A 23,646-nucleotide genomic window follows, 5' to 3' on the forward strand; every position below is an offset into this window, starting at 1 on the left:
ATACCTCAGGATCTACGGGGAAACCCAAAGGGGTGATGGTAGAACACCGGGGAGTGATCAACCTCCAGCATTTCTTCGAGGAAAAATGGGGAGTGGACGGAACGGATCGGATGCTGCAGTTTGCCAGCAGCTCGTTTGACGCCTCGGTCTGGGAAATGTTCACGATTTTGCTGGGAGGCGGAACGCTGTATCTGGTTTCGCGAGATATTATTAATAATCTAAATGAATTCGCACGTTTTATCAACGAAAACCAAATTACGATTGCGCTGCTGCCACCTACCTATTTGGCGGGAATTGAACCGGACAGGCTGCCGACGCTGAAAAAACTGGTGACAGGCGGATCCGCGATCACCAAAGAACTGGTCACACGGTGGAAGGACAGCGTGGAGTATATGAATGCATATGGTCCGAGCGAATCGAGCGTGATTGCAACGACGTGGACGTATCGGGAAGAGGAGATGGGATATGCCACGGTACCGATTGGCAAACCCATTTCCAATACGCGGATTTACATTTTGGACAGGAACCAAAAGCTGCTGCCGCTGGGAGCAGCCGGAGAAATGTGCGTTGCGGGAGATGGATTGGCCCGGGGGTATCTGCACCGACCGGAGCTGACGGCGGAGAAGTTTGTGGCGAATCCCTACGAAGCCGGCGAGAAGCTGTACCGCACGGGTGATCTGGTGCGCTGGCTGCCGGACGGGAATATTGAATTTATGGGAAGAATCGACGATCAGGTGAAAATTCGGGGCTTCCGCATTGAGCTGGGGGAAATCGAAGCGCAGCTAATGAAGCATCCGCTTGTCCGGGAGGTGGCGGTGATCGCCAGGGAAGACAAGCAAGGTGAGAAGTATCTGGCAGCGTATTTTATAGCAGAAGGCGAACCGGGAGTAGATGAGCTGCGGGAACAGCTGTTGCAGGAACTGCCTGATTACATGGTGCCGTCCAGCTTTATGCAGCTGGGTCACATGCCGATGACTCCAAGCGGAAAGATTGATCGTAAGGCATTGCCCGAACCTGAATGGCAGGGAAGCGACGACACAGTCAGCAGCCCAAGAAATGACGTTGATTTGAAAATTCAGAAGGTATGGCAGGAGATACTCGGCATGCAGTCGATCGGAATTGATGACCATTTCTTCAGGCTGGGCGGCAATTCGATCAAGGCAATTCAGGTGGTTTCAAGGCTGGCGCTGGACTTTGAAGTGGGAATTAACGACATTTTTCAATATCCGACGATTCGGACCTTGGCGGATAACATCAAATATTCCAAAGACAGATTAAAACAATTCGTATACGCCTTACGGGAAGCAGCAGCTGCCGGGGAAAGTGGCGTACCTGGTATTGTATGGAAAATACGTGAGAGTCTCAAAGAATACCGAAAGAAAAATCAGGCATATGAGAGCATCGATCTTTCTGAACGGGCTGATTACCGCAATGTTCTGCTGGTAGGAGGAACCGGATATCTGGGAATCCATATTTTGTTTCAACTGCTGCAAAATACTGAATATAAGGTTTATGTTCCTGTTCGGGGAACGAGTGACGAAGAGGCGCTAAGAAGATTGTGGGCGAAGATGAAGTTCCATTTTGGCCTCAAGCTTGACGGGCAGAACGCTTGGGAGGACAGAGTGTGTGTGTTCTGCGGAGATTTAACCCAGGACTGCTTTGGACTGAGCCGGGAGCGTTATGAGAGTTTGGCCGGAACCATTGATGTGATCATTAATTCGGCGGCAAACGTGAAGCATTTTGGACATTACTCGGAATTTCATGCGGTCAACGTGGAAGGCAACGAAAGACTGATCGAATTTTCCAGCACAGGGAAGAAAAAGACCTATAATTTCGTTTCCACCACCAGCGTAGGCAGCGGATGGATCGAAGACCAGAGCAGCATGATGTTCACTGAATATGATTGCAATGTCGGACAAAGCTCAGATAACTATTACGTGATGACGAAGCTCGAAGCCGAGAAAGAGATTGCAAGCGCAAGGGAAGAAGGGCTTGATTCCAATGTGTTCAGAGTCGGAAACCTTGTTTTTGATTCCAATTCGGGGGTTTTCCAGGAAAATATCTCGGATAATGCATTTTATTCATTGGTAAAGTCGATGATCAAACTTGGCCGGGTTCCCGCAATTCGGGATAAAACCATGAACTTCTCTTTCGTGGATGAGGTGGCCGAAGCTGTTGTACTGCTGTTCGACCGGAAAAATCTCAACAATGAAACCTATCATCTATTTAACAGCCATCAGGTGAGCATGATGTCTTTTGCCAAGTTTTTGAAGCAAGCGGATATACAGGTTCAGCCGATGCAGTTGGAGGATTTTACCGAGTATATGTTTGAAAAATACGATGAAGCACAGACGCAGCAGGAGGTTGCCCGGATTCTCGTCCATTCCAACGTCTTCTTCGAGGGAGCCAGCAAAACAGTGTTCATGACAATGAACCAGAAGACCGACGGTATTTTGCAGGCGTTAGGGTTTGAATGGTCCAGGTTGGATGGTCAAAAAGTGAAGCTGATGATGGATCATGTCAAAAAGGTAGGATTTATGTAAAAAAAAAAGTAGCAGCGAAGGAGAGAAAAGAATGGATGCCATTAAACTGGCAAGCACTTATTTTTTCGGGACCGAAGATTATTTATTATCCAATAGCATGATTGCAACGGTTACTTTTAAAAGAAGGATCGACGCTGAAAAATTGTTTTCCAGCTACTGCTTGCTCATCATGGACAATCCTTTGCTGCAAGCCAAAAGGGTGGAACAGTTTGAAAAGGACGCGTTTGTTTGGGGACGTTTTTCGCAGGAAGAGCTGGAGAATTTTCTGGAGGCTGAAAAGGCGCAACTTTCCAAATATTATACGGAGGAGGAGGTTCTGGCCCAGTACGCCCCAACCAATTCCAGACTTCCGTTTCGGATTTTCCCTATAGATGAATATACAATGATATTTGCGATGAACCATGCGGTAGCTAATGGGCGGAGCTTGGTTTTCTGGATCAAGAGATGGCTTGAATATTATACGGACGAACCTGAGGCAAAGCCGGAAAAAAAGGCAGCAAAGAGCGACGTCTCCAGAGACAGGCTGCTGCGTATGAAAAGAAGAGTTTACGCTTTTTTATGGATGCCGGTTTTTGTTATAGGTTTTATGTCCAGGATTATAGGGAAAGGGACAAAGGCTGGCGAAACCGTTGATTTGAGTTACGGCAGAAGGCCGGAGCAAGACGGCGGTTATGTCAAAAAATCGTACTGCTTCAGCAAAGAGGAAACTGATAATATTTTACGGCGATGTCGGAGCAAAAAAATGACATTGACCGAACATATCTGTGACCAAGTGACCCAGGGATTACTGCACCATGCTTCCGGAAAACAACGCGTGTTTGTCTCCATGCCTATGGATTTGCAGCAGCTGGTTAACTATTCGCCGGAAACTATGCATGGGAACTACGTCGCAAGCCTTCCAATGCAATTTTTTCGGAACGGGAATTTGGAAAAACAGGTGAAATCCGCGTTCAAATGGTTCAAAAGGGGGGTTCCCTATGCGCTGTCCATCTTTTTTGCTTCGTTTTCCAATTCATATCGGAAATATAAACAACAGTGCCTTGAACTGGTTATGAAAACGATGCCTGAAAGATTCCCCCTGTGGAATTTTTCCATCACCTTGTCCAATCTGGGAATTATATCGTACCCGATTATAGAGGAATGGGTGGATACCATCTATTTTTCCATCAAAAATCAGTCATTGCTGCTCACAACGGCTACGCTTTCGGGACGTTTAATGATGGAGGTCAGCGTATTGGAAAATATGTATGATTCAGAAGAAGTCTTTGGTCTTTTTGAGCGTATTTTATCCGTGGAACATTTGGTGAATGGTTATACCCCTGACAAGTAGACAAATGAAAAAGACTAAGTAGCCAACGCGTGTCGACACTCAATCGGCGCGCGTTGTTTACGTTTGGCCGAAATGGTTGGTCATTATAAAAAAATTTCCCCTCCAAATTCACTCTATCCGCATGATACCATCTGGACTTTTATGAGTGTCTGATAATTGAAGGAGATATTAGCAGTGCTCTTTAACCGAGGGTCCTTTTTTGTTGATGCAATTGTATGCTTTCGTGGATAACCCGTGGTACTTCCGTTAGCTTCTGTATCGTATACATCACGGAGTTCACGTTTTTTTGCAATTCAACCATATTGTAAATCCATTCCTTAGGCTGCTTGAGATATACAGCATGAATACCTGCGGCAAGGGCTGGAGATACATCAGTGCGCAGAGAATTCCCGATCATCCAGGTGATGCTTCGGTCCAAGCGATTCATCTGGATGATTTCTTCCAGTGCTTCGACATTTTTATGCTGGCGAATGTAGATGCGGTCATCAAAGTAGGTAGCCAGTTTCATTTGTTCAATCTTTCTTTCTTGAATGATCTGCTCACCGCCAGTATAAAGATGAAGGGAATGCCCTGCTTTTTGGAGGGAGTTCAACGTTTCGACCATGCCTGGATACGGTTCGATTTCCTGTTCGTACACACTTCGGCCAAGAGAGCGAAGCTCCTGCTCTTCCCGAGAATCGAGACGGCGTCCGAATTGTTCCGAGAAAAATTGGTACGTATCTATCAGAGATTGTGGAAAATGCTCGCTGGCAAAGCCCACTTGATGAACTCCGGCCACATCAATTTCGATTTGTTTTTCACGAATTGTATTTTTCGTTAGGTTATGAGTTGCAAACCATTCCTGAAGCAAATCGAAAAAGTGGTTGAGGATAAGGTCAAAATACTTGTTGCAGTGGACTAAGGTGTCATCAAGATCAAATAAAATGTGCTGCTTCGGATACGACATGATGCATACTCCTTCCAAGCCAAAGCTTAAACGCTGCTTTGGTTATAACTAAAAGTACAATTCAAATTACAATCCAATATAGGATTCCAAAAATACCTGTAAATCAGCCGCGCCATCGGGACGGATGCTGAATTTTTCCTTATGATAACGTCCGATGTGAATACGGAGCAGACCAGCCACTCGTAAAATCATCATATCAGACATGAGTGTATCTTCCAAACGGCTCAAATCGTGGCGCATATCTTCGAGAGACTTAGGGCCTTGAGCTACATAACGCAGAATTCTCAGTCGCTGCGGATCATTGACCGCACGAGTGAGCCGTAGCAGAAGCGTAGGCGGTTCTTCCTCGCTCTCCTCGGGGATATCTACCGGATACTGGATCAGCAGGGTGCGGGTATAAAAACAGTATGAATTAATTGGGCGATTATGGACGACCGGAAATAGGACTACTGTATCCAGGTCTTCCATGTGTGGTACGACTAGTCCAGCTGTTGCATATTCAACCAGTGCTTCCGGTTCCATTTTACTCAGCAGCATTCGCTTTTCCGCAGCATCTTCTTCTGCCAACACACGCAGTTCGCCTTCCAAGGCCCGAAAATAATCACGATCCCACAATCTGAGGAGTGGTGCGTATACCTTACGAATTCGTAAAGATTCTTCAAAGGTTAAAAAAGGGATATGCGGAACAAGCAGCTCAAACATATCTTTATCCGGACCGTGGTCCAAATAAGAGATATAATCAGATATTTCATCCGATTCCGGTCGAAGTAATGCCCAGGCATAGAGTGCGTCATAATCGCTAAAAGGGCAATCCTGAGCTGTAGCAAGCTCAGTACGAACTTCATGTTGTAGTCGTGCATCTACCTTGTCGATCCATTCATGGCCCAAGTCCATATCTTGGACCCACTTTTTAGTCACATAGGCCATGAAGCTGCCGAGCAATTCATAAATTGGAGAAGTGTCTATTTTAATTTGATAACTCATGGAACCCAATGCCTCCTATTCTGTCTTCTAGCCCAGAGCGGTGAACGTAATTAAGCCCGTCCATAAGCAAAACATGAGCATTTTAATAATTGCTCACTTATTTATTATGGCTTGTTCTGCCAGGGATTGTCCACTATAATATGAAATAGTGCGTTGTGACGTGAATGGGTTCGGATTGAACATACGAGGCTCCTTAACCGGAGGAGTCGGATACATACCAGACAAGCTCTTTCCGTAAAATCGTCATCTCAGATGACGATTTTTTTATTCTATTCTTTAATACACTAATTACTCCTGAATTTGTATGTAATTTGCCGGTTTTACAGGACGGCATGGAATACATAGTGATAAGAATTATTATTGATTATGGAATCAAATGCAAATCATTTCTTAACATTGATTTTAATTATTTTATTGTTCGATCAGGAGGAGCTAGGATGTCGTCGTCGTTACGGGTTCATTATTTTATTTTAATTGCTGTTATAATTGTTGCCGGATTATGCCAAGGTTTATTATTACCTATTCTGTCTATATCGTTGGAACAAATGGGAGTTTCGTCTTCACTTAATGGAATGAATGCGGCTGCTCTGTATATTGGTTCATTCGCAATGACGTTGGTGGCAGAACGGACATTGGGATGGTTAGGGTTCAAAAAGCTGATGGCCGGCGGACTTGTGCTAGTGCTCATTACGCTGCTGCTGTTTCCGCTAATCCCTGATATTCGGGTATGGTTCGTACTGCGTCTGCTAGTAGGTATTGGTGACAGTGCATTGCACTACTCTGCGCAGCTATGGATATTGCTGGTGACTCCAGCAGAGAAGCGAGGGCGAAACATTTCCTTTTATGGTATGTCTTACGGTCTGGGTTTTGCATTAGGACCATTGGGATTATGGCTACTCGATTATGGAATGCTGGTTCCATTTGCTGCGTTGGCCTTATTGTGCTTGCTTGTTTTGCTGTTGGTGTTAATTAAGCTGCCGGACTCCAGACCAGAGAAGCTGGAATCCGAGGCGCGTCCCACTCAAAGATTTCGTCGCAGCTACAGCTGGGCATGGTACGCTCTTTTGCCTGCATTTCTATACGGCTATATGGAAGCGAGCCTGAACAGTAACTTTCCAGTCTATGGTTTGCGTATTGGCTTTCATACCGATGAAATCGCCGCCTTGCTGCCGTTCGTCAGTTTGGGAGGGTTAGTGCTGCAGCTGCCGCTAGGGATATTGAGTGACCGTTGGGGACGTAAAAAGGTGCTAATGAGCGTAGGTATAGCAGGGGGGATGACCTTTATGTTGCTACCATGGAGCGGCAATCATTTTATGTTCACTTTGATATTGCTGACTCTAGCAGGTGGTTTAGTAGGCTCCTTTTTCTCCCTCGGTTTGGCCTATGCCGCTGACCTGCTGCCCAAATCATTTTTAGCAGCCGCGAATGTACTGGCATCCTTTCATTTTAATCTGGGAAGCGTGATCGGACCTAATATTAGCGGAGGGTTGCTGGACTTTGGAACTCAAGGCAGCATGTTCCTTGTTCTTGGAGGTAGTTACGTTGTTTTCGGATTATTAGGTCTGTTTTCCAGAAAAAGAGTACCGGCGGTTTAAAACTGCGGTTTGCATGGTATTTGTTTCACATTTACTATAAAATATAAACAGTATTGATGGCGCGCAAAGGGGAATCACTTAGATGATTAAAATTCGGAAGCTGACCAAGCAAGTGGGGCCTGAACGGACCCAGCTACTTCGAGGAATTGATGCTGAAATTCATCAGGGCGAATTCATTGCCATAGTGGGGCCAAGTGGAAGCGGCAAAACGACGCTGCTTCGCTGTCTTGCTTTACAAGAGTCATGGGATGAAGGCAGCTTAATTGTAGGTGGCAATGATGTGCTGAAATCCGGGTGGACGGACAAGATGAAAATAAAGCGGGAATGGGCATACTTGGAGCAAAACCCGCATCTAAATATGAACCGAACCGCTCTTAAAAATGTGCTCATTGGCAGATCCGGTCAAACTCCAATGTGGAGAATGGTGACCGGAATGGTGCGTTCTGACGATTATATGGGAGCAATGGATGTACTGGAGGAACTGGGTTTGCTGGATAAGGCGCATGATAAATGCGACAAGCTCAGCGGCGGCGAGCGGCAGCGGGTAGCGACTGCGCGTGCTCTCGTGCACGGAGCTAAAGTTATTTTAGCTGATGAGCCTGTAAATGGACTTGATCCAGCTTCGGCAGCGCATGTATTGGAGACTTTTCGCAAGCTGTGTTCTGACGAGCGGGTGACGATCATTACTGTACTGCCACTTGAAATGGCTGAACGCTTTGCTTCACGCATATGGGGATTAAATGATGGTGAATTGGTGTTTGATATTCAGGGAAGACGATTGACACAAGCAGAAAAGAACAAATTGTGAAGGGGACGGCAAGAGAAGTGAAAATAATGCTGTTGAGAATGGTGGCTGGCTGCTGCTCCTTGCTGCTCCTTGCTGGATTTTTAAGCGGCTGTAATGTAATTAGCGATCCCATTTCGCTGATGGAGACACCGACGATGTCTGACGAGAAACAGCAGTTAAATGGTGCAGTGAATACGCAACTAGGGGCGGTACAGCCTTTAAGGCCGAATGACCCAGATGACCCGACGCCAATTCGGACGGGTGATCTGAACAATGATGGCACAGACGAAGCAGTGCTCTTTTATGAAACGCCAGATGAGAGCGTGAAAATACATGGTGCCTTGTTTGAAGATCAGGGTGGAACGTGGGTAAAGAAGCTGACGTTTGATGGGGAAGGCACTGTGCTGGAGTCATTTAAGCTCGTGGATTTAACGAATGATGGAACACTCGATATTGTAGCGGGTTTTTCCAGCGGAGATAGTGGCGATGGCGGGGATCAGAAGGGACTCATCGTGTATTCCTATACCGGAGGAACTCTGGAGAAAATATATGCTACAGGTTATACGGACTTCGTCGTAGATGATTTTAACCATAACAAGATGGACTTGAACGGGGATAATTTGAATGATTTGACGATTATCACGCTGCGACGTAATGAATTCTTTACAGTTAAAACGTTTCAATTCAGTGGGGGAACCTTTAAGGAAATCGGATCGTTGGATTTGGACAGTCAGGTCTTAGATGTCTATAATGTCGTTGCTGGTAAGGTAGCCGAGGGTAGGCAGGGGATTATTATAGACACCAAAATTGCTCAGACCACTACTGTTTCCAATGTCATTGTGATGGATCACGGTAAGCTCAGGAAGCTTAATCTTATGGATGTCACCTTCAAGGATGCGACCATCGCCAGTGGTGATGTGGATGGGGACGGTATTCTGGAATTTGGTAATTTAGAGAAGCCTAAAGGTTGGAGTAATAAGCCACTGGATGAGGTTCCATATTTTGTATCGTTCTATCAATGGGACGGGGCGAAAGGGACGATTTTTAAGCAGCAACAATATCGTGATTCTAATGAACAGGTCTACTTCAGATTACCTAAAGAGCTGCATGGCAAGGTGACGATTGATCCGAAAGTTTCGAGGAAGGACAGCTATTTGCGCTTCATTTTGGATGATACAGACAAAACGATAGCGGAAATTAAATTTTTCTCGTTGTCACAATGGGAGCGAAACAACGAAGGGTATAGCCAACTGTGGCGAACGAATGCGCAGGTCATTGGTATTAAGCGATCCAGCGAGTTGGAGCCGCGTAAAACCATTAAAAACAAGATGGGGGAAAGGCAGGTAGAGTAGAGTGAGTAAAGTTTTAATCATGGAAGACGAGGAATCCATTCGCAGCTTTATCGTCATTAACTTGAAACGTAACGGTTTTGAGGTGCTGGAGGCGTCGGAAGGGCATGAGGCTCTGAATATTTTGAACACGGTGCGGGATATTGATATTGCACTGCTTGACGTAATGGTACCCGGTATGGATGGTTTTGAAGTCTGTCGGAGAATCCGGGAAACGAATGAGCGCATCGGCATTATTTTTCTCACAGCGAAGGTACAGGAGCAGGATAAGGTGTATGCCTTGTCTGTAGGGGCCGATGATCATGTGAGCAAACCTTTTAGCCCGACGGAGCTGATTGCACGTATTCAATCGTTATTACGTCGGGTGAATGTACATCGTGAAACAGCAGCCAAAGTGTCCTTCCAGTCTGGTCCATTCACGCTGGACTTGATTGCTAAGCAATTTAAGAAGAACGGACAGCTGATCGAGCTGACACCGACTGAATTTTCCCTGATTCAATTTTTCCTAGAAAAAGAAAACACGCCGCTCAGCCGAGATGTTTTACTTGATCACGTATGGGGCAAGGAATATATGGGCGATCCGAAAATTGTGGATGTGAATATCCGACGTCTTCGGCAGAAAATTGAAAACAATCCTTCCGAGCCAGCTTTTCTACAAACAGTGTGGGGACATGGATATAAATGGAAAGGTCAGTCTCAATGATCAAAAAGGGGATTCGCCGACAGATTGTGCTTCACTATTTTTTCGTAGTGTTCTTGGCGCTTCTGTTAGTAGAAGTCATTTTTATGTTTGCACTCCGGTCGTACTATTACGACTCCATTTACAAACATATCGAAAGCCGTATCGAATCGGTAAGTGAATTTGCACCCAAATTCAAAGAGCCGGAACAGTCTTTGCAATCGTATTTGTTAAATACATTTTCTCTGCCCTTCACTGAACTGCAATTGCTCGATGAACAGGGAAATGTAATTGATAACTCGACGAATTTTGCAGCAGATCTAAGTGTGCAAACAAGTGATGTGACACAAGCATTAGCTGGAGATACGGGCAAATGGATCGGTAAGCAACCGAGTACGGGGCAGCAGGTGATGGCGGTATCTCAAAAACTGGACAATATCGTCGGAGACCAGGTGTATGTTATTCGGTATACGACTTCGCTGGAATTGGTAAATGATAAGCTGTTTACGATTACGTTGTTTTCTCTCGGCATTATGGCAGCTGTACTGGTTATTGTATTTGTGGTCAGTACAGGGCTTGCGAATTCCATTGTTAGACCGATTAATAATATCCGCGATGTATCTGCTCAGATGGCTCAGGGGAGGTTTGATGCACGCATTGAAGGCGATTATCGCTATGAGTTGGGTGAACTGGCTTCGACGCTGAACTATATGGCACAAGAAATTGTTAGAACAAATCAAATCAAGGATGATTTTATTTCATCCATATCTCATGAATTGCGTACTCCGCTTACTTCCATAAAGGGTTGGAGTGAAACGTTAAATTCTGGCGGCTTTGACCCGGAAGAGACGAAAATCGGGATGAAGATTATTTCTAAAGAGACGGATCGGCTGATTGGTTTGGTGGAGGAGATCCTCGATTTTTCCAAGCTGGAGCAAAATGCCATGAAGCTTGTGATGGGAACGGTGGATCTACGGGAGCTTTTGCAGGAGATTATGCTGAACGTATGGGCCAAAGCAGAAATGAAGCAGATAAAACTTCAGCTGGATTCGGAGGAAACGGCATATCTCGTCCATGGAGACGGTAACCGTTTAAAACAGGTGTTTTTGAACATTGTGGATAATGCTATCAAGTTTTCGCATGAAAGTTCGATTATTTTTCTGTCCCTTCAGCGGATTGATGGGAATATCGAGATATCCGTACAAGATACAGGGATTGGAATTAGTGCTGAAAATCTTGCCAGAGTCAGAGACCGCTTTTTCCAGGTGGACCACCAAAACGGTGGTACTGGACTGGGATTGGCAATCTCGCAACAGTTTATCGAGCGCCATCATGGTCAGATGCTCATCAGAAGTGAACTGGGGGCTGGAACTACCATTACGGTTTCATTACCTGCTCTGCAAGCAGAGCAATCCGTGGAACCATCACAACTTACTGAAGGGCAGATTTAATTTAAAGTCCATTGTATAGATGTAACCAGAAAAACAGCCAGTCCTCTCAAATCGGGAGAGCTGGCTGTTTTTTAATTTGGGGTAACGTTATGAAGTAAAACCTTCGGCACGCAAGCGTGTATTGCGCTCGTAGGCTTCTTTCAGCATACGCGTAGTTTGCGGACGTACCGCCATTTTACCAAATACCACTTCATTGGGTCCGATGACCATAATTTCTCCCGGACTACCTTTAATGACAGCACCATCGCGAATTACAGCACCTTCACCGATAATTGCATGTTCAATATGGACGTTACGTCCAATGCGTGTATCAGGCATAACGATACTTTCTTTGATGGCTGATCCTTTACCTACCTCGACACCACTAAATACAACAGAGCGTTCTATTCGGCCCTCTACTTGGCAGGAATCATGCAACAGGCTGCCCAATGGCTGCGTTTGACGGTTAGGTACCTTTTGTGCGCTCAACCTTGTGCGGCGTTCACGTGTATACATCGGCCAGTCTTTGCGTTGAAGGTCGATCGCACAATCCTCGTGTAACAAATCCATGTGTGAATCCCATAGGCTTTTAACGGTACCTACGTCCTTCCAATAGCCCTGGAATTCATAAACGTACAAGGATTCTTGATCCGCTAACATTTTAGGTATGATATCTTTACCAAAATCATGACTGGATTGAGCATCCTGTGCGTCTTCTAATAGGTAATTTCTCAAGTAATCCCATTTGAAAAGATAAATCCCCATCGAGGCCAAATTACTTTCCGGTTTCTCAGGTTTCTCTGCAAATTCTGTGACACGCAGATCTTTATCCGCACTCATAACACCAAAACGGTGTGCTTCATCCCAAGGTACCTCCATGACAGAAATGGTAGCCGCAGCTCCTTTTTCCTTATGGTGGTTCAGCATTTCACGATAATTCATATAGTAAATATGATCACCGGATAAAATAAGCACATGCTCCGGATTTTGGCTGTCAATATATTCGATATTCTTATGAATAGCATCTGCCGTTCCTAAGTATTCAGCGTTACCTGTGTTATAGGATGGAAGCAGGGTAATTCCTTTGTCATCTGTTTTTGTAAGACCCCATGGTGTTCCATCCCCGATATGTTCGTGCAAGGATTCTGCCTCATATTGCGTCAGTACACCTACAGTATCAATGTCTGAATTTACGCAGTTACTGAGAGGAAAATCGATGATCCGGTAATGACCGCCAAAAGGTACGGCGGGTTTTGCAATCGTTGAAGTAAGGGGAGCAAGACGGCGTCCCTCTCCGCCTGCCAGCAGCATGGCAATGCATTCTTTATTAAACATTTCGTTTCCCTCCCGGTTTAGTTGTCAGTGTAGTACATACATAAACGGTATGGGGTACTCTTGAAACCATAAGGTATATAAGATTCCCCCAAAACTAAGGTTTATTTTTTTCCTAGTCATTTTTCTGTTCATTGTGGCTAGAATGGGGTAATAACTCAGGTCAGCTTTGACCCAAAAGCGAATGCATTACCGATTCATACATTTTTACTTACAAACATATAAGGGTGGTGACGTGATGACAGACCAAACTCTTCCGCAACAGGCTATTTCATCGGAAGATATTTATTTGTTTCATGAAGGAACGCTTTATCACAGCTACCGATCTTTGGGTTCCCACCTTACTGTGGAGAACGGAGAACAGGGCGTCCGCTTTACGGTCTGGGCTCCTCATGCTCTCCATGTCGGGCTTGCTACAGATCGCAACAACTGGAATGGGGAACACGATTCCTTATATAGGGTTCCCAAATCCGGTTTTTGGAGTCGTTTTTTTTCGGGGATATCCCAAGGAACTTTTTACAAATACGACATTACGGGTGCAAACGGTGAAAGATTTCTGAAAGCAGACCCTTACGCGGTACGCGCTGAAGTGAGACCGGCAACGGCTTCTGTAGTAGCTTCTATAGATGGTTATACTTGGAACGATGCGATTTGGCGCCGAAAACGTAGAGCACCGTATGGAAAGCCTCTGCACATATATGAGCTTCATCTGGGCACTTGGAAGCAAAAAGAAGATGGTACGTTTTATACATACAGGGAAATAGCTGAGCTTCTTGTGCCTTATGTGGCCGATATGGGGTATACACATATTGAGCTGATGCCGCTGAGTGAACATCCGTATGATCTTTCCTGGGGCTACCAGCTCACCGGATATTTTGCACTCACTAGCCGTTATGGAGAGCCGCATGACTTTATGTATTTGGTGGATCGTTGCCATCAGGCGGGAATTGGCGTGCTGATGGATTGGGTCCCAGCCCACTTTGCAAAAGATGCTCATGGATTAAGGCTGTTTGACGGATCGCCTCTGTTCGAATACGCGGATCCGCTGATTGCGGAAAAGCCCGGTTGGGGAACGCTGACATTTGATTACAGCAAACCAGAGGTTCGTTCTTTCCTAATCTCTAATGCGCTATTCTGGATGGATGTGTACCATATTGACGGCCTACGCGTAGATGCGGTGACGAGTATGCTACGGCTGGATTTTGAAAAGCAGGACGGTCAATATCGTTTTAACTCTAAGGGAGGTATTGAAAATGAAGAGGCTATTGCCTTCCTTCAACAACTGAATGAAACAGTATTCCGCTATTATCCGTATGCTCTGATGATGGCAGAGGAGTCTAGTGCCTGGCCGATGGTGACTTCCCCGGTAAGCGATGGAGGGCTCGGTTTTAATTACAAATGGAATATGGGCTGGATGAACGATACGCTTGATTATATCGAAACGGATTTCGATCAGAGGCCGGATCGCCATAATTTGCTGACATTCCCCATAGCTTATGCGTACAGCGAGAATTTTACACTGCCGTTGTCGCACGATGAGGTCGTTCATGGTAAAAAGTCGCTACTTGATAAAATGCCGGGTAGCTATGAGCAAAAATTTGCCGGGCTTCGAGCGCTTCTCGGTTACCAAATCACCTCACCGGGCAAAAAGCTCTTATTTATGGGAGGGGAATTTGGTCAATTCATCGAATGGAAGGATGAGGAGCAGCTTGACTGGTTCCTGCTGGATTATGACAGTCACCGTTCGCTGCACGCTTTTACGAAAGCGCTAAATCATTTGTATATTCAGGAAAAGGCATTATGGGAACTGGATCATTCGTGGGATGGATATCAGTGGATTGAGGCGGAGGACCGTGGACAGAGCGTAATTACGTATTTACGTAAAAGTAAAAAGCCGGGAGATACACTGGTCGTGCTTATTAACTTTCAGCCTGTGCCCAGAGAGAACTACCGCATTGGGCTGGAAAAGGCCGGAAGTTATATCGAACTGCTGAACAGTGATCATAAGGACTTTGGGGGAAGTGGCCAGTTAAATACCGGAGTGATACGGACCGCCCCTATTCCTTGCCACGGACAGCTTCACAGCTTGGAGGTGACCATACCACCCCTGAGCATCGTTATACTCAAGAAAGCGCCTCGGAGGCCCAAAAAAGCAGATTAAACACATAAGGAGGAAGCACATATGAACATTTTGTTTGCGGCAGCAGAAGCACATCCATTTATTAAAACAGGCGGGTTGGCTGATGTCATTGGCGCACTGCCGAAGGCACTTCGTCAGGCGGGTTGCGACGTCCGAATCATTTTACCTAAATATGCGGGGATTCCCGATACTTATAAAAAGTCTCTGCGTCCAGTAACGGTGAAGCAAGTAGCCGTAGGCTGGCGTAATCAATATTGTGGAATAGAGGAACTAACATTAGACGGAATCAAGGTTTATTTTATAGACAATGAGTATTACTTCGGTCGTGACGGTATTTACGGTTATATGGATGATGGCGAACGCTTTTCCTTTTTTAACCGGGCGATTTTAGAAGTGCTACCTGAACTGAACTTTCAGCCGAATATTTTGCATTGTCATGATTGGCATACGGCGATGGTTCCGCTACTTCTGAATGCCGATTATCGACATTTACCCTTCTACAGCGATATTCGCACGGTGTTTACGATACATAATCTGCTGTATCAGGGGGATTTTCCGTATGAGGTCTTAACCGAGTTGCTCAACCTGGATGGGAGCTATTTCACCCCCGAGGGTGTGGAGTATCATGGCAGACTGAATTTTATGAAAGGTGGGCTTACGTACTCGGATCATGTCACGACCGTGAGTCCAACCTATGCAGAGGAGATTCAAACGGAATTTTACGGATATGGGCTGGAGGGTCTGCTTCGTAAATTGGGAGATCAGGGTCGCTTAACGGGGATTGTGAACGGAATTGACACCAAAAGCTACAATCCTGCTACGGACAATCGTATTTATACGAAGTACCGCACGAGTCTGACAAAGAAAAAGGAAAACAAAATTGGCCTGCAAAAGGAGCTGGGTCTGCCGGTGCGGCCGGACGTACCTATGATTGCCATGGTAACCCGGCTTGTAGATATGAAGGGGCTAGACCTGGTAACGAGAGTGCTTGACGAAATCTTGTATTATGATGATATCCAGTTTGTCGTGCTGGGAACAGGAGATCCGGCTTTTGAACATTGGTTCCGTGAGGCAGCGGGACGTTATCCACTAAAAATGTCGGCGCAGCTCGCTTTTAGCGAACCTCTGTCACGAAAAATATATGCGGCAAGCGATATGTATCTTATGCCATCAAGGTTTGAGCCTTGCGGGATCAGCCAACTGCTGGCGCTTCGTTATGGAAGTATCCCTATTGTCCGAGAAACTGGGGGCCTTAACGATACTGTGCAAGCTTACAATGAGTCCACAGGAGAAGGAAACGGATTTAGTTTTACGAACTACAATGCACATGATATGCTGAACACCATTCGTCGTGCTGTTCATTTTTATCGCCAATCTGAGCATTGGTCGAAGCTTACACAGACGGCTTTTGCAGGAGAATATAGTTGGGATGTCTCAGCTGAAGCGTATATGGATATTTACCATTTGCTCACAAAGACGGACTGAACAGAGTGGGAACACCAAAGTCATATTAAATGAAAAAGGGAATCCCTTTAGCCAGTGTTTGGCTGAGGAATTCCCTTTTTTGCTATGATCAGTCGCCCCCGCCACCACAGCTGCTTCCACATGAAGAGCTGCTGCTACACGATGAATGGCTACCAGAATCGCCTGAATCATGGTGAGAAGAACCTCCATGATGAGAATTGTCATGGGAGGAATGATGGGGCGAGTGATGCGTATCCCAGTTCGAGCAGCCGCTTGCCGAGCTACAACCAGATGAGCTAGCTAACCCGGCATTGCCTGTAGCATCCGGGTGCAGGTGTATGGCAAATTGTTCAGGTTGATACCATGAATACCATACAACAGCTAATAACAGATAGTCGATCTGTAAATAGTTGACCTTAGGCAATTGCTTACCCTCAGGATCATCTACCGCTTTATTCACGCGCTCGCGCAGATGTTGTACAATCTGATGAACCGCTTGTTGGGCTTGCTGTGAAATGGCTATATTCTCCTGGGTATTCCAGCGGTTACCTGCTGGCTGCGCCGAAGTTGTGAGTTTGTAATAGCGCGAAAGCTCGTCGTTCGGTAATGGATGATTAAAAAAGGTTCCCCACAAACTGGCACTATAGCGGTTCCAGCCAAAGCATTCCACATACAACCAGTCAAACCACGCACGCTCCTCCGGGATCGGCTGAGAGCCGCCAGAATGGGGCGCATGGTGAAGCATACGACCAAAAAAAGCTTCCGAGAATTGCTGATATTCGCGGGTAAACATCAACATTTCGTGCCATAATTCATCCACATCACTACTGAACATAGGCACACGATTCATAATCGCGCATAGCATAAAATATCGTTTTAGCTCATGCCAGCGCCAATCATATTCTTGCTCCGTCAGCTCTGGGTGGGCTTCCATTACACGATTCCTTACGCTATGAGCATAGGAGACGGGAATGGATTTCTCCAGTAGCTGCATCAGCTCCGTAATCTCTGGATGACGCTCCTGCGTGAGGGAAGAAGGAGGAGGGGAGCTGAGGAAAAAAGCATTCCGGCGCCGTGTTTTTCTGTTTCCCCGATTCCTTCGTATTGCACGGAATATAAACCAAAAAATGATGAGGCCCACCACAATAAACAAGGTCCAAAAGTTACTCATACTATCCATGATGGCTGACTACTCCTTTCTGAAAGAACACGTAATTAAGATTTAGCGTTCGTTATTCAGCAGAGCGAATTCTTTTTTTATCTGGGCTAGCAGTTCAGGATTCGTGATTACATCGCAAGCAGTCCATGCCAAAGTTCTCGCAGCCAGCAGCATTCCTTCCATGGCCCGGTCCTGCATCGCCAAATCGCGGAATTCTGGTGTATGTAAGGCATGCTTCTCGTCAATAACTTGAATGTAAGGATGGATAGCAGGGCAATGAAGCGATACATTTCCGATATCCATGGAGCCGTGATCTTCGCCTTCCGTTATATCTTCTTGCGAAATGCCAGCCTGCACCAAATTTGCGGTAAACGCATCGGAAAGTACACGGTTTGTGACCATTTCATCATAAGAAGTCTCATAGTTGGAGGTCTCCAAACGACACCCGGCCTGTAAAGCAGCTCCTTCAGCAATTTGAATAACACGGCGAGTCAGCGAGTTCAGTTCTTGACGTGTAGCGGCCCTCACATAAAATTGGGAAGAGGCGTAGTCAGGAATAATATTGGCTGCTTGCCCACCCTGATTAATGATCCCATGGATACGCACTGTACTTTTCACTTGTTGACGGAACGCATTGATGCCATTGAACGTTTGAATCACAGCGTCCAGCGCGTTGATGCCTTCGTGCGGGCTGGCGGCCGCGTGGGCAGATTGACCAAAGAATTCGAATTGCACAGCATCAATCGCCAGCGATTTGCCTGATTTTTCGTAACGGTCATAAGGATGCGTCATAAGCGCTATGTCGCAATCATCAAACAACCCGGCAGCGGCCATCGGGACCTTTGCACCACGTGTTTCTTCGGCAGGTGTGCCATATACCCGCACTTCTCCACCAGTTTCGTCGATGATCGACTTGAGGCCGACGGCAGCTCCGGTACTCATCATACATATCAGATGGTGCCCACAGGCGTGTCCTAGACCTTTTAGAGCGTCATATTCTGCCAGAAAAGCGACAACCGGTCCAGGTTTTACAGCTTTGTAAGTTGCAATAAAGGCTGTTTCTATGCCTAATACGGGTGATTGGACCTCAAAACCGTGAAAAATCAGTTCTTCTTTTAAACGGGCAGCGGCCAGAAATTCCTCGTTTCCAAGTTCAGGATTTGCCCCAATATATAACGAAATGTCCTTAAACCGTGGGGCATGCTGCTCAATTGTCTTTTGAATGGTCTGTTTAAAATCCATGCTAAATAACTCCTTTATATGAGCTGTAATGTAGGTACTGCGTTAGGTATGCTGAAATTGTACTATAACATTCATTGCATAATCATGCATATTCATTTATAATGACACAATCTTATTTATTATAAAGAATTTAAGGAGAGAAAAAAAGATTGAAAAAGGCATATCGTTTTACCGCCCTGGTTTTGACGGCGGTTATCTTGCTGTTGACTGGTCTTCCCATGCTCAATGCATACGGAACGGAAGCAAAGCCACAGAAAAAACTTGTAGTGGGCATGAGTGCCGACTTTCCGCCGTATGAGTTTCATAAAGTCATTAACGGTAAGGATACTATTGTTGGATTCGATGTGGAAATCGCCAAGGAAATCGCCAAAGATTTGGGTGCGGAGATGGTTCCTGAGGACATGAGTTTTGACTCTTTGCTGCCTGCTCTGCAAAGTGGTCGCGTAGACCTGGTACTGTCCGGTATGACACCGACGGATGAGCGCAGAAAAAGCATTGATTTTTCAGATGTATATTATCGCTCCAAGCAAGTCATTATGGTACGTCCAGAGGATAAAGACAAATATCCTACGATGGCTGCTTTGAAAGGCGAGAAGATTGGCGCACAAAAAGGGAGTATTCAGGAAGAAATTGCTCAAAAAGTGCCCAACGCCTCTGTAACCTCACTGGACAAAATATCCGATCTGGTACTCCAGCTTCGGACCCAGCGTATCAACGCTGTTGTGATCGAAGATACGGTTGCTAAAGGTTACACGTTAGATGGTACCGTAACACTTGCCAAGGCGGTGCCTGAGGATGCCGGAGCAGAAACAGCTGTAGGTATACGCAAGGGGAACGCAGAATTGCTTGCCTCTGTAAATAAAACGTTGGCTCGCCTGAAAGCGGACGGGTCGATTGAGAAGTTTTCCACAGAAGCGAGCGCGCTCTCTGCAGATCGACAGGTTTCTTCTAATAACATCGTAGATATTTTTTGGAAATACCGCAGTTTTTACGCTACGGGTATCGGCTACACATTGTTGCTGTCTGCACTCGGAGTACTGTTTGGATTTATCATTGGTCTGATCGTATCCTTGCTGCGGATGAGTGGTATAAGTATCATTGAGTGGTTAGGTACCACTTATGTAGAGATCCTGCGTGGCACACCTATGCTGGTGCAGCTCATGATCATTCACTACGGGGTTGCTTTGACGTTGGGTGTCAATTTTACTCCACTCCAGTCTGGTATAATCACATTGTCTTTGAATAGCTCGGCATATCTGGCTGAAATTTTCCGTGCAGGTATCCAGGCAGTAGACCGTGGACAGATGGAAGCTGCCCGTTCGTTGGGTATGGGACGCGGCAAAGCTATGCGACATGTCATTTTGCCGCAAGCATTTAAATCTATTTTGCCTGCTATAGGTAATGAGTTTATTACGATCATTAAAGAATCATCCATTATTTCGACCATTGGGATGGTGGATATTATGTATCAAGCCCAGGTCATTAAGAACATTACCTACGAAGGATTAAGTCCGTTCGTAATCGCAGCCGCTATTTATTTTGTAATGACATTCAGCTTATCTAAGCTGCTGGGTTTATGGGAAAGGAAGTTGAGAGCCAGTGATCACCGTTAAACAACTGCGTAAATCGTTCGGCAAGAATGAGATTTTAAAAGGCATTGATATAGATATCGCCAAAGGAGAAGTTGTCGTTATCATCGGCCCCAGCGGTTCGGGGAAGAGTACGTTTTTACGTTGCATGAATCTGTTGGAACAGCCGACAGAAGGGGAGATTTTGTTTGAGGATGAGCCGATTACAGCTCGTGGTCACAATATTAATGTAACCCGGGAGAAGATGGGGATGGTGTTCCAGCATTTTAATCTGTTCCCACACAAAACAGTGTTGCAGAACCTGACGCTTGCACCGACGCAGGTTAGAAAACAGTCAGGGAAGGAAGCGGAAAAAATTGCATTAGAACTCTTGCGTACTGTGGGGCTCGAGGATAAGAAGAATACCTATCCGAACCAGTTATCTGGTGGTCAGAAGCAACGTATTGCGATTGCGCGTGCTTTGGCCATGCAGCCGCACGTAATGCTGTTCGATGAGCCCACTTCTGCATTGGACCCTGAAATGGTTGGAGAGGTTTTGGATGTAATGAAGAAGCTCGCCGAAGGCGGCATGACCATGGTAATCGTGACGCACGAAATGGGCTTTGCCCGCGAGGTAGGCGATCGAATCATCTTTATGGATAACGGTCAAATTGTAGAGCAAGGTACACCAGAGCAGGTATTTGGCACTCCAAGCCATGATCGGACCCGTGATTTTCTTGCCAAAGTGTTGTAAGAAAATGCTGATATGAGCTATAAAAAAAGCCCTCCGTTTGACGGAGAGCTTTTTTTCTTTTTGTCACCATTTCCCCATATTTTCGTAACAAATATCGATTTCTTGGTGACAAAATTGTAACGAGTATAGTATGATGTTCAAGGTTCCCAACATTTTCATGCGGATAAGGTTACAAAATTGTGATATTATGCAGTAAGCCAAAACTTACCGGGACAGCATGCGATTATGACACACGCTGAATGCTGGGCCCAAACTATGGGAAGTGCGGGGGACGTAACAACGGCAGTCATTCCGATACGTCATAAGACGATGTGGAATATGCCTAGGGGTGAATTGCATAAGCATAGGGCTTCTCCTGAGTCCGAATCCGACAGCTAACTCCGTAGGCATAACAGAGGAGGTACATATCTTTGAAACATCTAAAACATATTGGTAAAACGATGAAATTTGCGGTGCTTGCCGCAGCTATTGCAGGGCTGGCACAGACGGCAGGAATAGCGGATGCTGCTTCGCTTCACACTGCGAAAGAGGGCGATACCTTCTTTTTGCTTGCTCAACGTTATGGAGTATCGGTAGACGAGCTAACGAAGGCGAACCCAAACATTGCCTCCAACAATATATATGCAGGTCTGCAAATTAAGGTGCCTGGCGAAAAAAGTGTGAAGGCAGCTTCGGATTCGCAGCCGCAGCTTCTTACGGAGAAAGCACCAGCGAATGAGGGGCCAACGATTGAAGCGTGGGGCAAAACATTCAACTATAGCAAAATAGTTGACGTTAAGGCTTCAGCGTATTCTGCCGCAGCCGATGAGAATGGTAAATGGGGAGCAGTGGACTACTACGGTAATCCGCTTAAACTAGGTACAATTGCGGTGGACCCGAACGTCATTCCGATGGGCACGAAAGTGCTGGTTACGGGCTATTCTCACCCTGGTTTGCCGGATCATTCTTTTGTAGCTGTCGCTCGCGATCAGGGTAGCGCCATTACAGGAAAGCGGATTGATATCTTCATTCCTGGCAACAAATCATTTGTGAACGACTTTGGCTTTCAAAATGTGAAGCTGTACGTTATTGATAAATAGCATTGTAGTATATACGGTTTAATTAAACATAATATATATTATGTAAACTTAATACCTGTATCTTACAACATATAGCTAGATCGGACTCCTATCAGTCCTATCCGTAAAAAAAGGCTGTCTTGACGAGCAGAATACTTCTGCTGGTAAGACAGCCTTTTTACGTTGCTTTAGCTTGTAGCTGAATCATAAACATATAGTTATTTCCGTTCCGATGTGTGGAGTAGCAGGGGGACTGTCACAAATTTGTAGCCCTTAGCTTTTAGAGAGTGAATTAGACCCGGCAGAGCTTGCACAGTGCCTTGCAAGTTAGAACTTTGACCTCCACCTGCGTGCATTAAAATAATGGAGCCCGGCCCGGTAGCTGGAATCACATTGCGCTGAATTTGTGTTTTACTTAATCCCTTCCAATCGAGAGAGTCTACATTCCAATTGACAATCATGTAGCCATGACGACGTGCCCACTGGATTTGAGGCTCGGTGATTTCGCCGTAGGGTGGACGAATCAACTTGGGGCGAAAACCTGCGCTGGCTTGTAAAATACGTTCTGTTTTTGTAATCTGGTTGCGAAAGCGTTCTGGTGTGGCCTTCCTAAAATCTGGATGAGTATAGGAATGGTTTCCTATAGCATGACCTTCACGGATTATACGGCGTATGATCCTCGGATGCTTTTCCGCACGGTGACCGACGATGAAAAAGGTGGCTTTGATGCCGTTAGTGTGTAATACGTCCAAAACCTGCGGCGTATACCTAGAATCGGGCACATCATCAAAGGTTAGGGCAATTTGGCGGGTGTGTGGGCCGCACATTTTAAAAATGTCCGCATGTTTTTTTCGCAGCATTGCTAATGTAGGAGTTGCTCGATCTGTGCTCTGATGTACAGAAGAAGCAACAGCTGCTTCCTTGGGATGGGGCGTTCCGGTGTTGGGAGGCGCATCCGCGTGAACGGGTAAACTTGAAAATGCTAGTAACAGTGCCAAGCATGGCAACACTCCCCTGTACGGCATATGTATCCCCCCTTTCCGTGCAGTGGTACCTAGTGGTGCTCTCGACTATTATGCACTTGTCCTATTAAAAATATGCTGGTAACCAAGTTCGGCTCATAAACAACTGAAAAGAAACCCACGATGAAACGACTATCCATGAAGATGATGGAGTTAAACGTACATATTCTCTTAAACATGGCCGAAAACAGGAGCATTTTCCCAAGTTTTAGCCTTACAACGAATTCGGTATACCATGACAGCTGGTGTATAATGGGGATGCAA

The 23,646-nt window shown here is 45.8% G+C and carries 18 protein-coding genes and 1 riboswitch; of the genes, 12 read left to right on the forward strand and 6 right to left on the reverse strand.

What is annotated here, in order from left to right; translation table 11 throughout:
* Both AC5ELV_RS21285 and AC5ELV_RS21290 read left to right on the forward strand, forming a co-directional pair.
* On the forward strand, nt 1-2,543 hold a 2,543-nt coding region (locus tag AC5ELV_RS21285), incomplete at its 5' end, for an amino acid adenylation domain-containing protein (RefSeq protein ID WP_493431763.1).
* A gap of 31 nt (nt 2,544-2,574) precedes the next feature.
* The gene (locus AC5ELV_RS21290; RefSeq protein WP_493431764.1) at nt 2,575-3,873 is read left to right on the forward strand and encodes a hypothetical protein; all 1,299 of its coding nucleotides are present in this window, start codon (nt 2,575-2,577) and stop codon (nt 3,871-3,873) included.
* Nucleotides 3,874-4,054: 181 nt separating this feature from the next.
* On the opposite strand, the gene AC5ELV_RS21295 is transcribed toward AC5ELV_RS21290, so the two are convergent.
* Complete coding sequence (locus tag AC5ELV_RS21295) at nt 4,055-4,819, reverse strand: HAD family hydrolase (protein ID WP_029517450.1); 765 nt, start codon at nt 4,817-4,819, stop codon at nt 4,055-4,057.
* A 66-nt stretch (nt 4,820-4,885) separates the two neighbouring features.
* The gene (locus AC5ELV_RS21300) at nt 4,886-5,803 is read right to left on the reverse strand and encodes a hypothetical protein (protein ID WP_025722652.1); all 918 of its coding nucleotides are present in this window, start codon (nt 5,801-5,803) and stop codon (nt 4,886-4,888) included.
* A gap of 437 nt (nt 5,804-6,240) precedes the next feature.
* On the opposite strand from AC5ELV_RS21300, the gene AC5ELV_RS21305 reads away from it, so the two are divergent.
* The 5 genes from AC5ELV_RS21305 to AC5ELV_RS21325 all read left to right on the forward strand — a co-directional run bounded on the left by AC5ELV_RS21305 (nt 6,241) and on the right by AC5ELV_RS21325 (nt 11,664).
* The gene (locus AC5ELV_RS21305) at nt 6,241-7,398 is read left to right on the forward strand and encodes an MFS transporter (protein ID WP_493431765.1); all 1,158 of its coding nucleotides are present in this window, start codon (nt 6,241-6,243) and stop codon (nt 7,396-7,398) included.
* A gap of 82 nt (nt 7,399-7,480) precedes the next feature.
* On the forward strand, nt 7,481-8,206 hold the full coding sequence (locus AC5ELV_RS21310; protein ID WP_493431766.1) for a phosphonate ABC transporter ATP-binding protein: 726 nt from the start codon (nt 7,481-7,483) through the stop codon (nt 8,204-8,206).
* Nucleotides 8,203-9,537: a hypothetical protein gene (locus AC5ELV_RS21315; RefSeq protein ID WP_493431767.1), complete on the forward strand. Its 1,335-nt coding sequence runs from the start codon at nt 8,203-8,205 to the stop codon at nt 9,535-9,537. The genes AC5ELV_RS21310 and AC5ELV_RS21315 overlap by 4 nt, the downstream gene beginning before the upstream one ends.
* A gap of 1 nt (nt 9,538) precedes the next feature.
* Nucleotides 9,539-10,237 carry a response regulator transcription factor gene (locus AC5ELV_RS21320; RefSeq protein WP_007432526.1) on the forward strand — a complete coding sequence of 233 codons (699 nt, stop codon included), beginning with the start codon at nt 9,539-9,541 and terminating at the stop codon, nt 10,235-10,237.
* Complete coding sequence (locus AC5ELV_RS21325; RefSeq protein ID WP_493431876.1) at nt 10,234-11,664, forward strand: sensor histidine kinase; 1,431 nt, start codon at nt 10,234-10,236, stop codon at nt 11,662-11,664. Before AC5ELV_RS21320 ends, AC5ELV_RS21325 begins: the two co-directional genes overlap by 4 nt.
* An 87-nt stretch (nt 11,665-11,751) precedes the next feature.
* On the opposite strand, the gene AC5ELV_RS21330 is transcribed toward AC5ELV_RS21325, so the two are convergent.
* Nucleotides 11,752-12,978, reverse strand: coding sequence for a glucose-1-phosphate adenylyltransferase (locus AC5ELV_RS21330; protein WP_493431768.1), 1,227 nt, complete (start codon nt 12,976-12,978; stop codon nt 11,752-11,754).
* 235 nt (nt 12,979-13,213) lie between these two features.
* On the opposite strand from AC5ELV_RS21330, the gene glgB reads away from it, so the two are divergent.
* Complete coding sequence (gene glgB / locus AC5ELV_RS21335) at nt 13,214-15,136, forward strand: 1,4-alpha-glucan branching protein GlgB (RefSeq protein ID WP_493431769.1); 1,923 nt, start codon at nt 13,214-13,216, stop codon at nt 15,134-15,136.
* Nucleotides 15,137-15,157: 21 nt separating this feature from the next.
* Complete coding sequence (gene glgA, locus AC5ELV_RS21340; RefSeq protein ID WP_493431770.1) at nt 15,158-16,600, forward strand: glycogen synthase GlgA; 1,443 nt, start codon at nt 15,158-15,160, stop codon at nt 16,598-16,600.
* An 88-nt stretch (nt 16,601-16,688) separates the two neighbouring features.
* On the opposite strand, the gene AC5ELV_RS21345 is transcribed toward glgA, so the two are convergent.
* Nucleotides 16,689-17,759: a UCP032817 domain-containing protein gene (locus AC5ELV_RS21345; protein ID WP_493431771.1), complete on the reverse strand. Its 1,071-nt coding sequence runs from the start codon at nt 17,757-17,759 to the stop codon at nt 16,689-16,691.
* Between the two features lie 42 nt (nt 17,760-17,801).
* A complete protein-coding gene (locus AC5ELV_RS21350) occupies nt 17,802-18,980 on the reverse strand; it encodes a M20 family metallopeptidase (RefSeq protein WP_493431772.1) in 1,179 nt (392 codons plus the stop codon).
* A 149-nt stretch (nt 18,981-19,129) separates the two neighbouring features.
* On the opposite strand from AC5ELV_RS21350, the gene AC5ELV_RS21355 reads away from it, so the two are divergent.
* From AC5ELV_RS21355 to AC5ELV_RS21365, 3 genes are all read left to right on the forward strand, one after another.
* A complete protein-coding gene (locus tag AC5ELV_RS21355; protein WP_493431773.1) occupies nt 19,130-20,593 on the forward strand; it encodes an ABC transporter substrate-binding protein/permease in 1,464 nt (487 codons plus the stop codon).
* Nucleotides 20,580-21,302, forward strand: coding sequence for an amino acid ABC transporter ATP-binding protein (locus tag AC5ELV_RS21360; RefSeq protein WP_493431774.1), 723 nt, complete (start codon nt 20,580-20,582; stop codon nt 21,300-21,302). Before AC5ELV_RS21355 ends, AC5ELV_RS21360 begins: the two co-directional genes overlap by 14 nt.
* Before the next feature lie 235 nt (nt 21,303-21,537).
* Nucleotides 21,538-21,706, forward strand: a riboswitch (cyclic di-AMP (ydaO/yuaA leader).
* Nucleotides 21,707-21,712: 6 nt separating this feature from the next.
* Nucleotides 21,713-22,381, forward strand: a complete 669-nt coding sequence (locus tag AC5ELV_RS21365; RefSeq protein ID WP_493431775.1) for a 3D domain-containing protein — start codon at nt 21,713-21,715, stop codon at nt 22,379-22,381.
* Nucleotides 22,382-22,578: 197 nt separating this feature from the next.
* On the opposite strand, the gene AC5ELV_RS21370 is transcribed toward AC5ELV_RS21365, so the two are convergent.
* Nucleotides 22,579-23,385 (reverse strand): polysaccharide deacetylase family protein, encoded by an 807-nt coding sequence (locus AC5ELV_RS21370; protein WP_493431776.1) that lies wholly within the window; start codon nt 23,383-23,385, stop codon nt 22,579-22,581.
* Nucleotides 23,386-23,646: the final 261 nt, after the last annotated feature.

Source organism: Paenibacillus sp. NMA1017 (assembly GCF_058895805.1).

Coding starts and splice junctions, on each gene's coding strand:
- AC5ELV_RS21290 (WP_493431764.1), top strand. CDS start 2,575: ATGGATGCCATTAAACTGGCAAGCACTTATTTTTTCGGGACCGAAGAT.
- AC5ELV_RS21295 (WP_029517450.1), bottom strand. CDS start 4,819: ATGTCGTATCCGAAGCAGCACATTTTATTTGATCTTGATGACACCTTA.
- AC5ELV_RS21300 (WP_025722652.1), bottom strand. CDS start 5,803: ATGAGTTATCAAATTAAAATAGACACTTCTCCAATTTATGAATTGCTC.
- AC5ELV_RS21305 (WP_493431765.1), top strand. CDS start 6,241: ATGTCGTCGTCGTTACGGGTTCATTATTTTATTTTAATTGCTGTTATA.
- AC5ELV_RS21310 (WP_493431766.1), top strand. CDS start 7,481: ATGATTAAAATTCGGAAGCTGACCAAGCAAGTGGGGCCTGAACGGACC.
- AC5ELV_RS21325 (WP_493431876.1), top strand. CDS start 10,234: ATGATCAAAAAGGGGATTCGCCGACAGATTGTGCTTCACTATTTTTTC.
- AC5ELV_RS21330 (WP_493431768.1), bottom strand. CDS start 12,978: ATGTTTAATAAAGAATGCATTGCCATGCTGCTGGCAGGCGGAGAGGGA.
- glgB (WP_493431769.1), top strand. CDS start 13,214: ATGACAGACCAAACTCTTCCGCAACAGGCTATTTCATCGGAAGATATT.
- glgA (WP_493431770.1), top strand. CDS start 15,158: ATGAACATTTTGTTTGCGGCAGCAGAAGCACATCCATTTATTAAAACA.
- AC5ELV_RS21345 (WP_493431771.1), bottom strand. CDS start 17,759: ATGGATAGTATGAGTAACTTTTGGACCTTGTTTATTGTGGTGGGCCTC.
- AC5ELV_RS21350 (WP_493431772.1), bottom strand. CDS start 18,980: ATGGATTTTAAACAGACCATTCAAAAGACAATTGAGCAGCATGCCCCA.
- AC5ELV_RS21370 (WP_493431776.1), bottom strand. CDS start 23,385: ATGCCGTACAGGGGAGTGTTGCCATGCTTGGCACTGTTACTAGCATTT.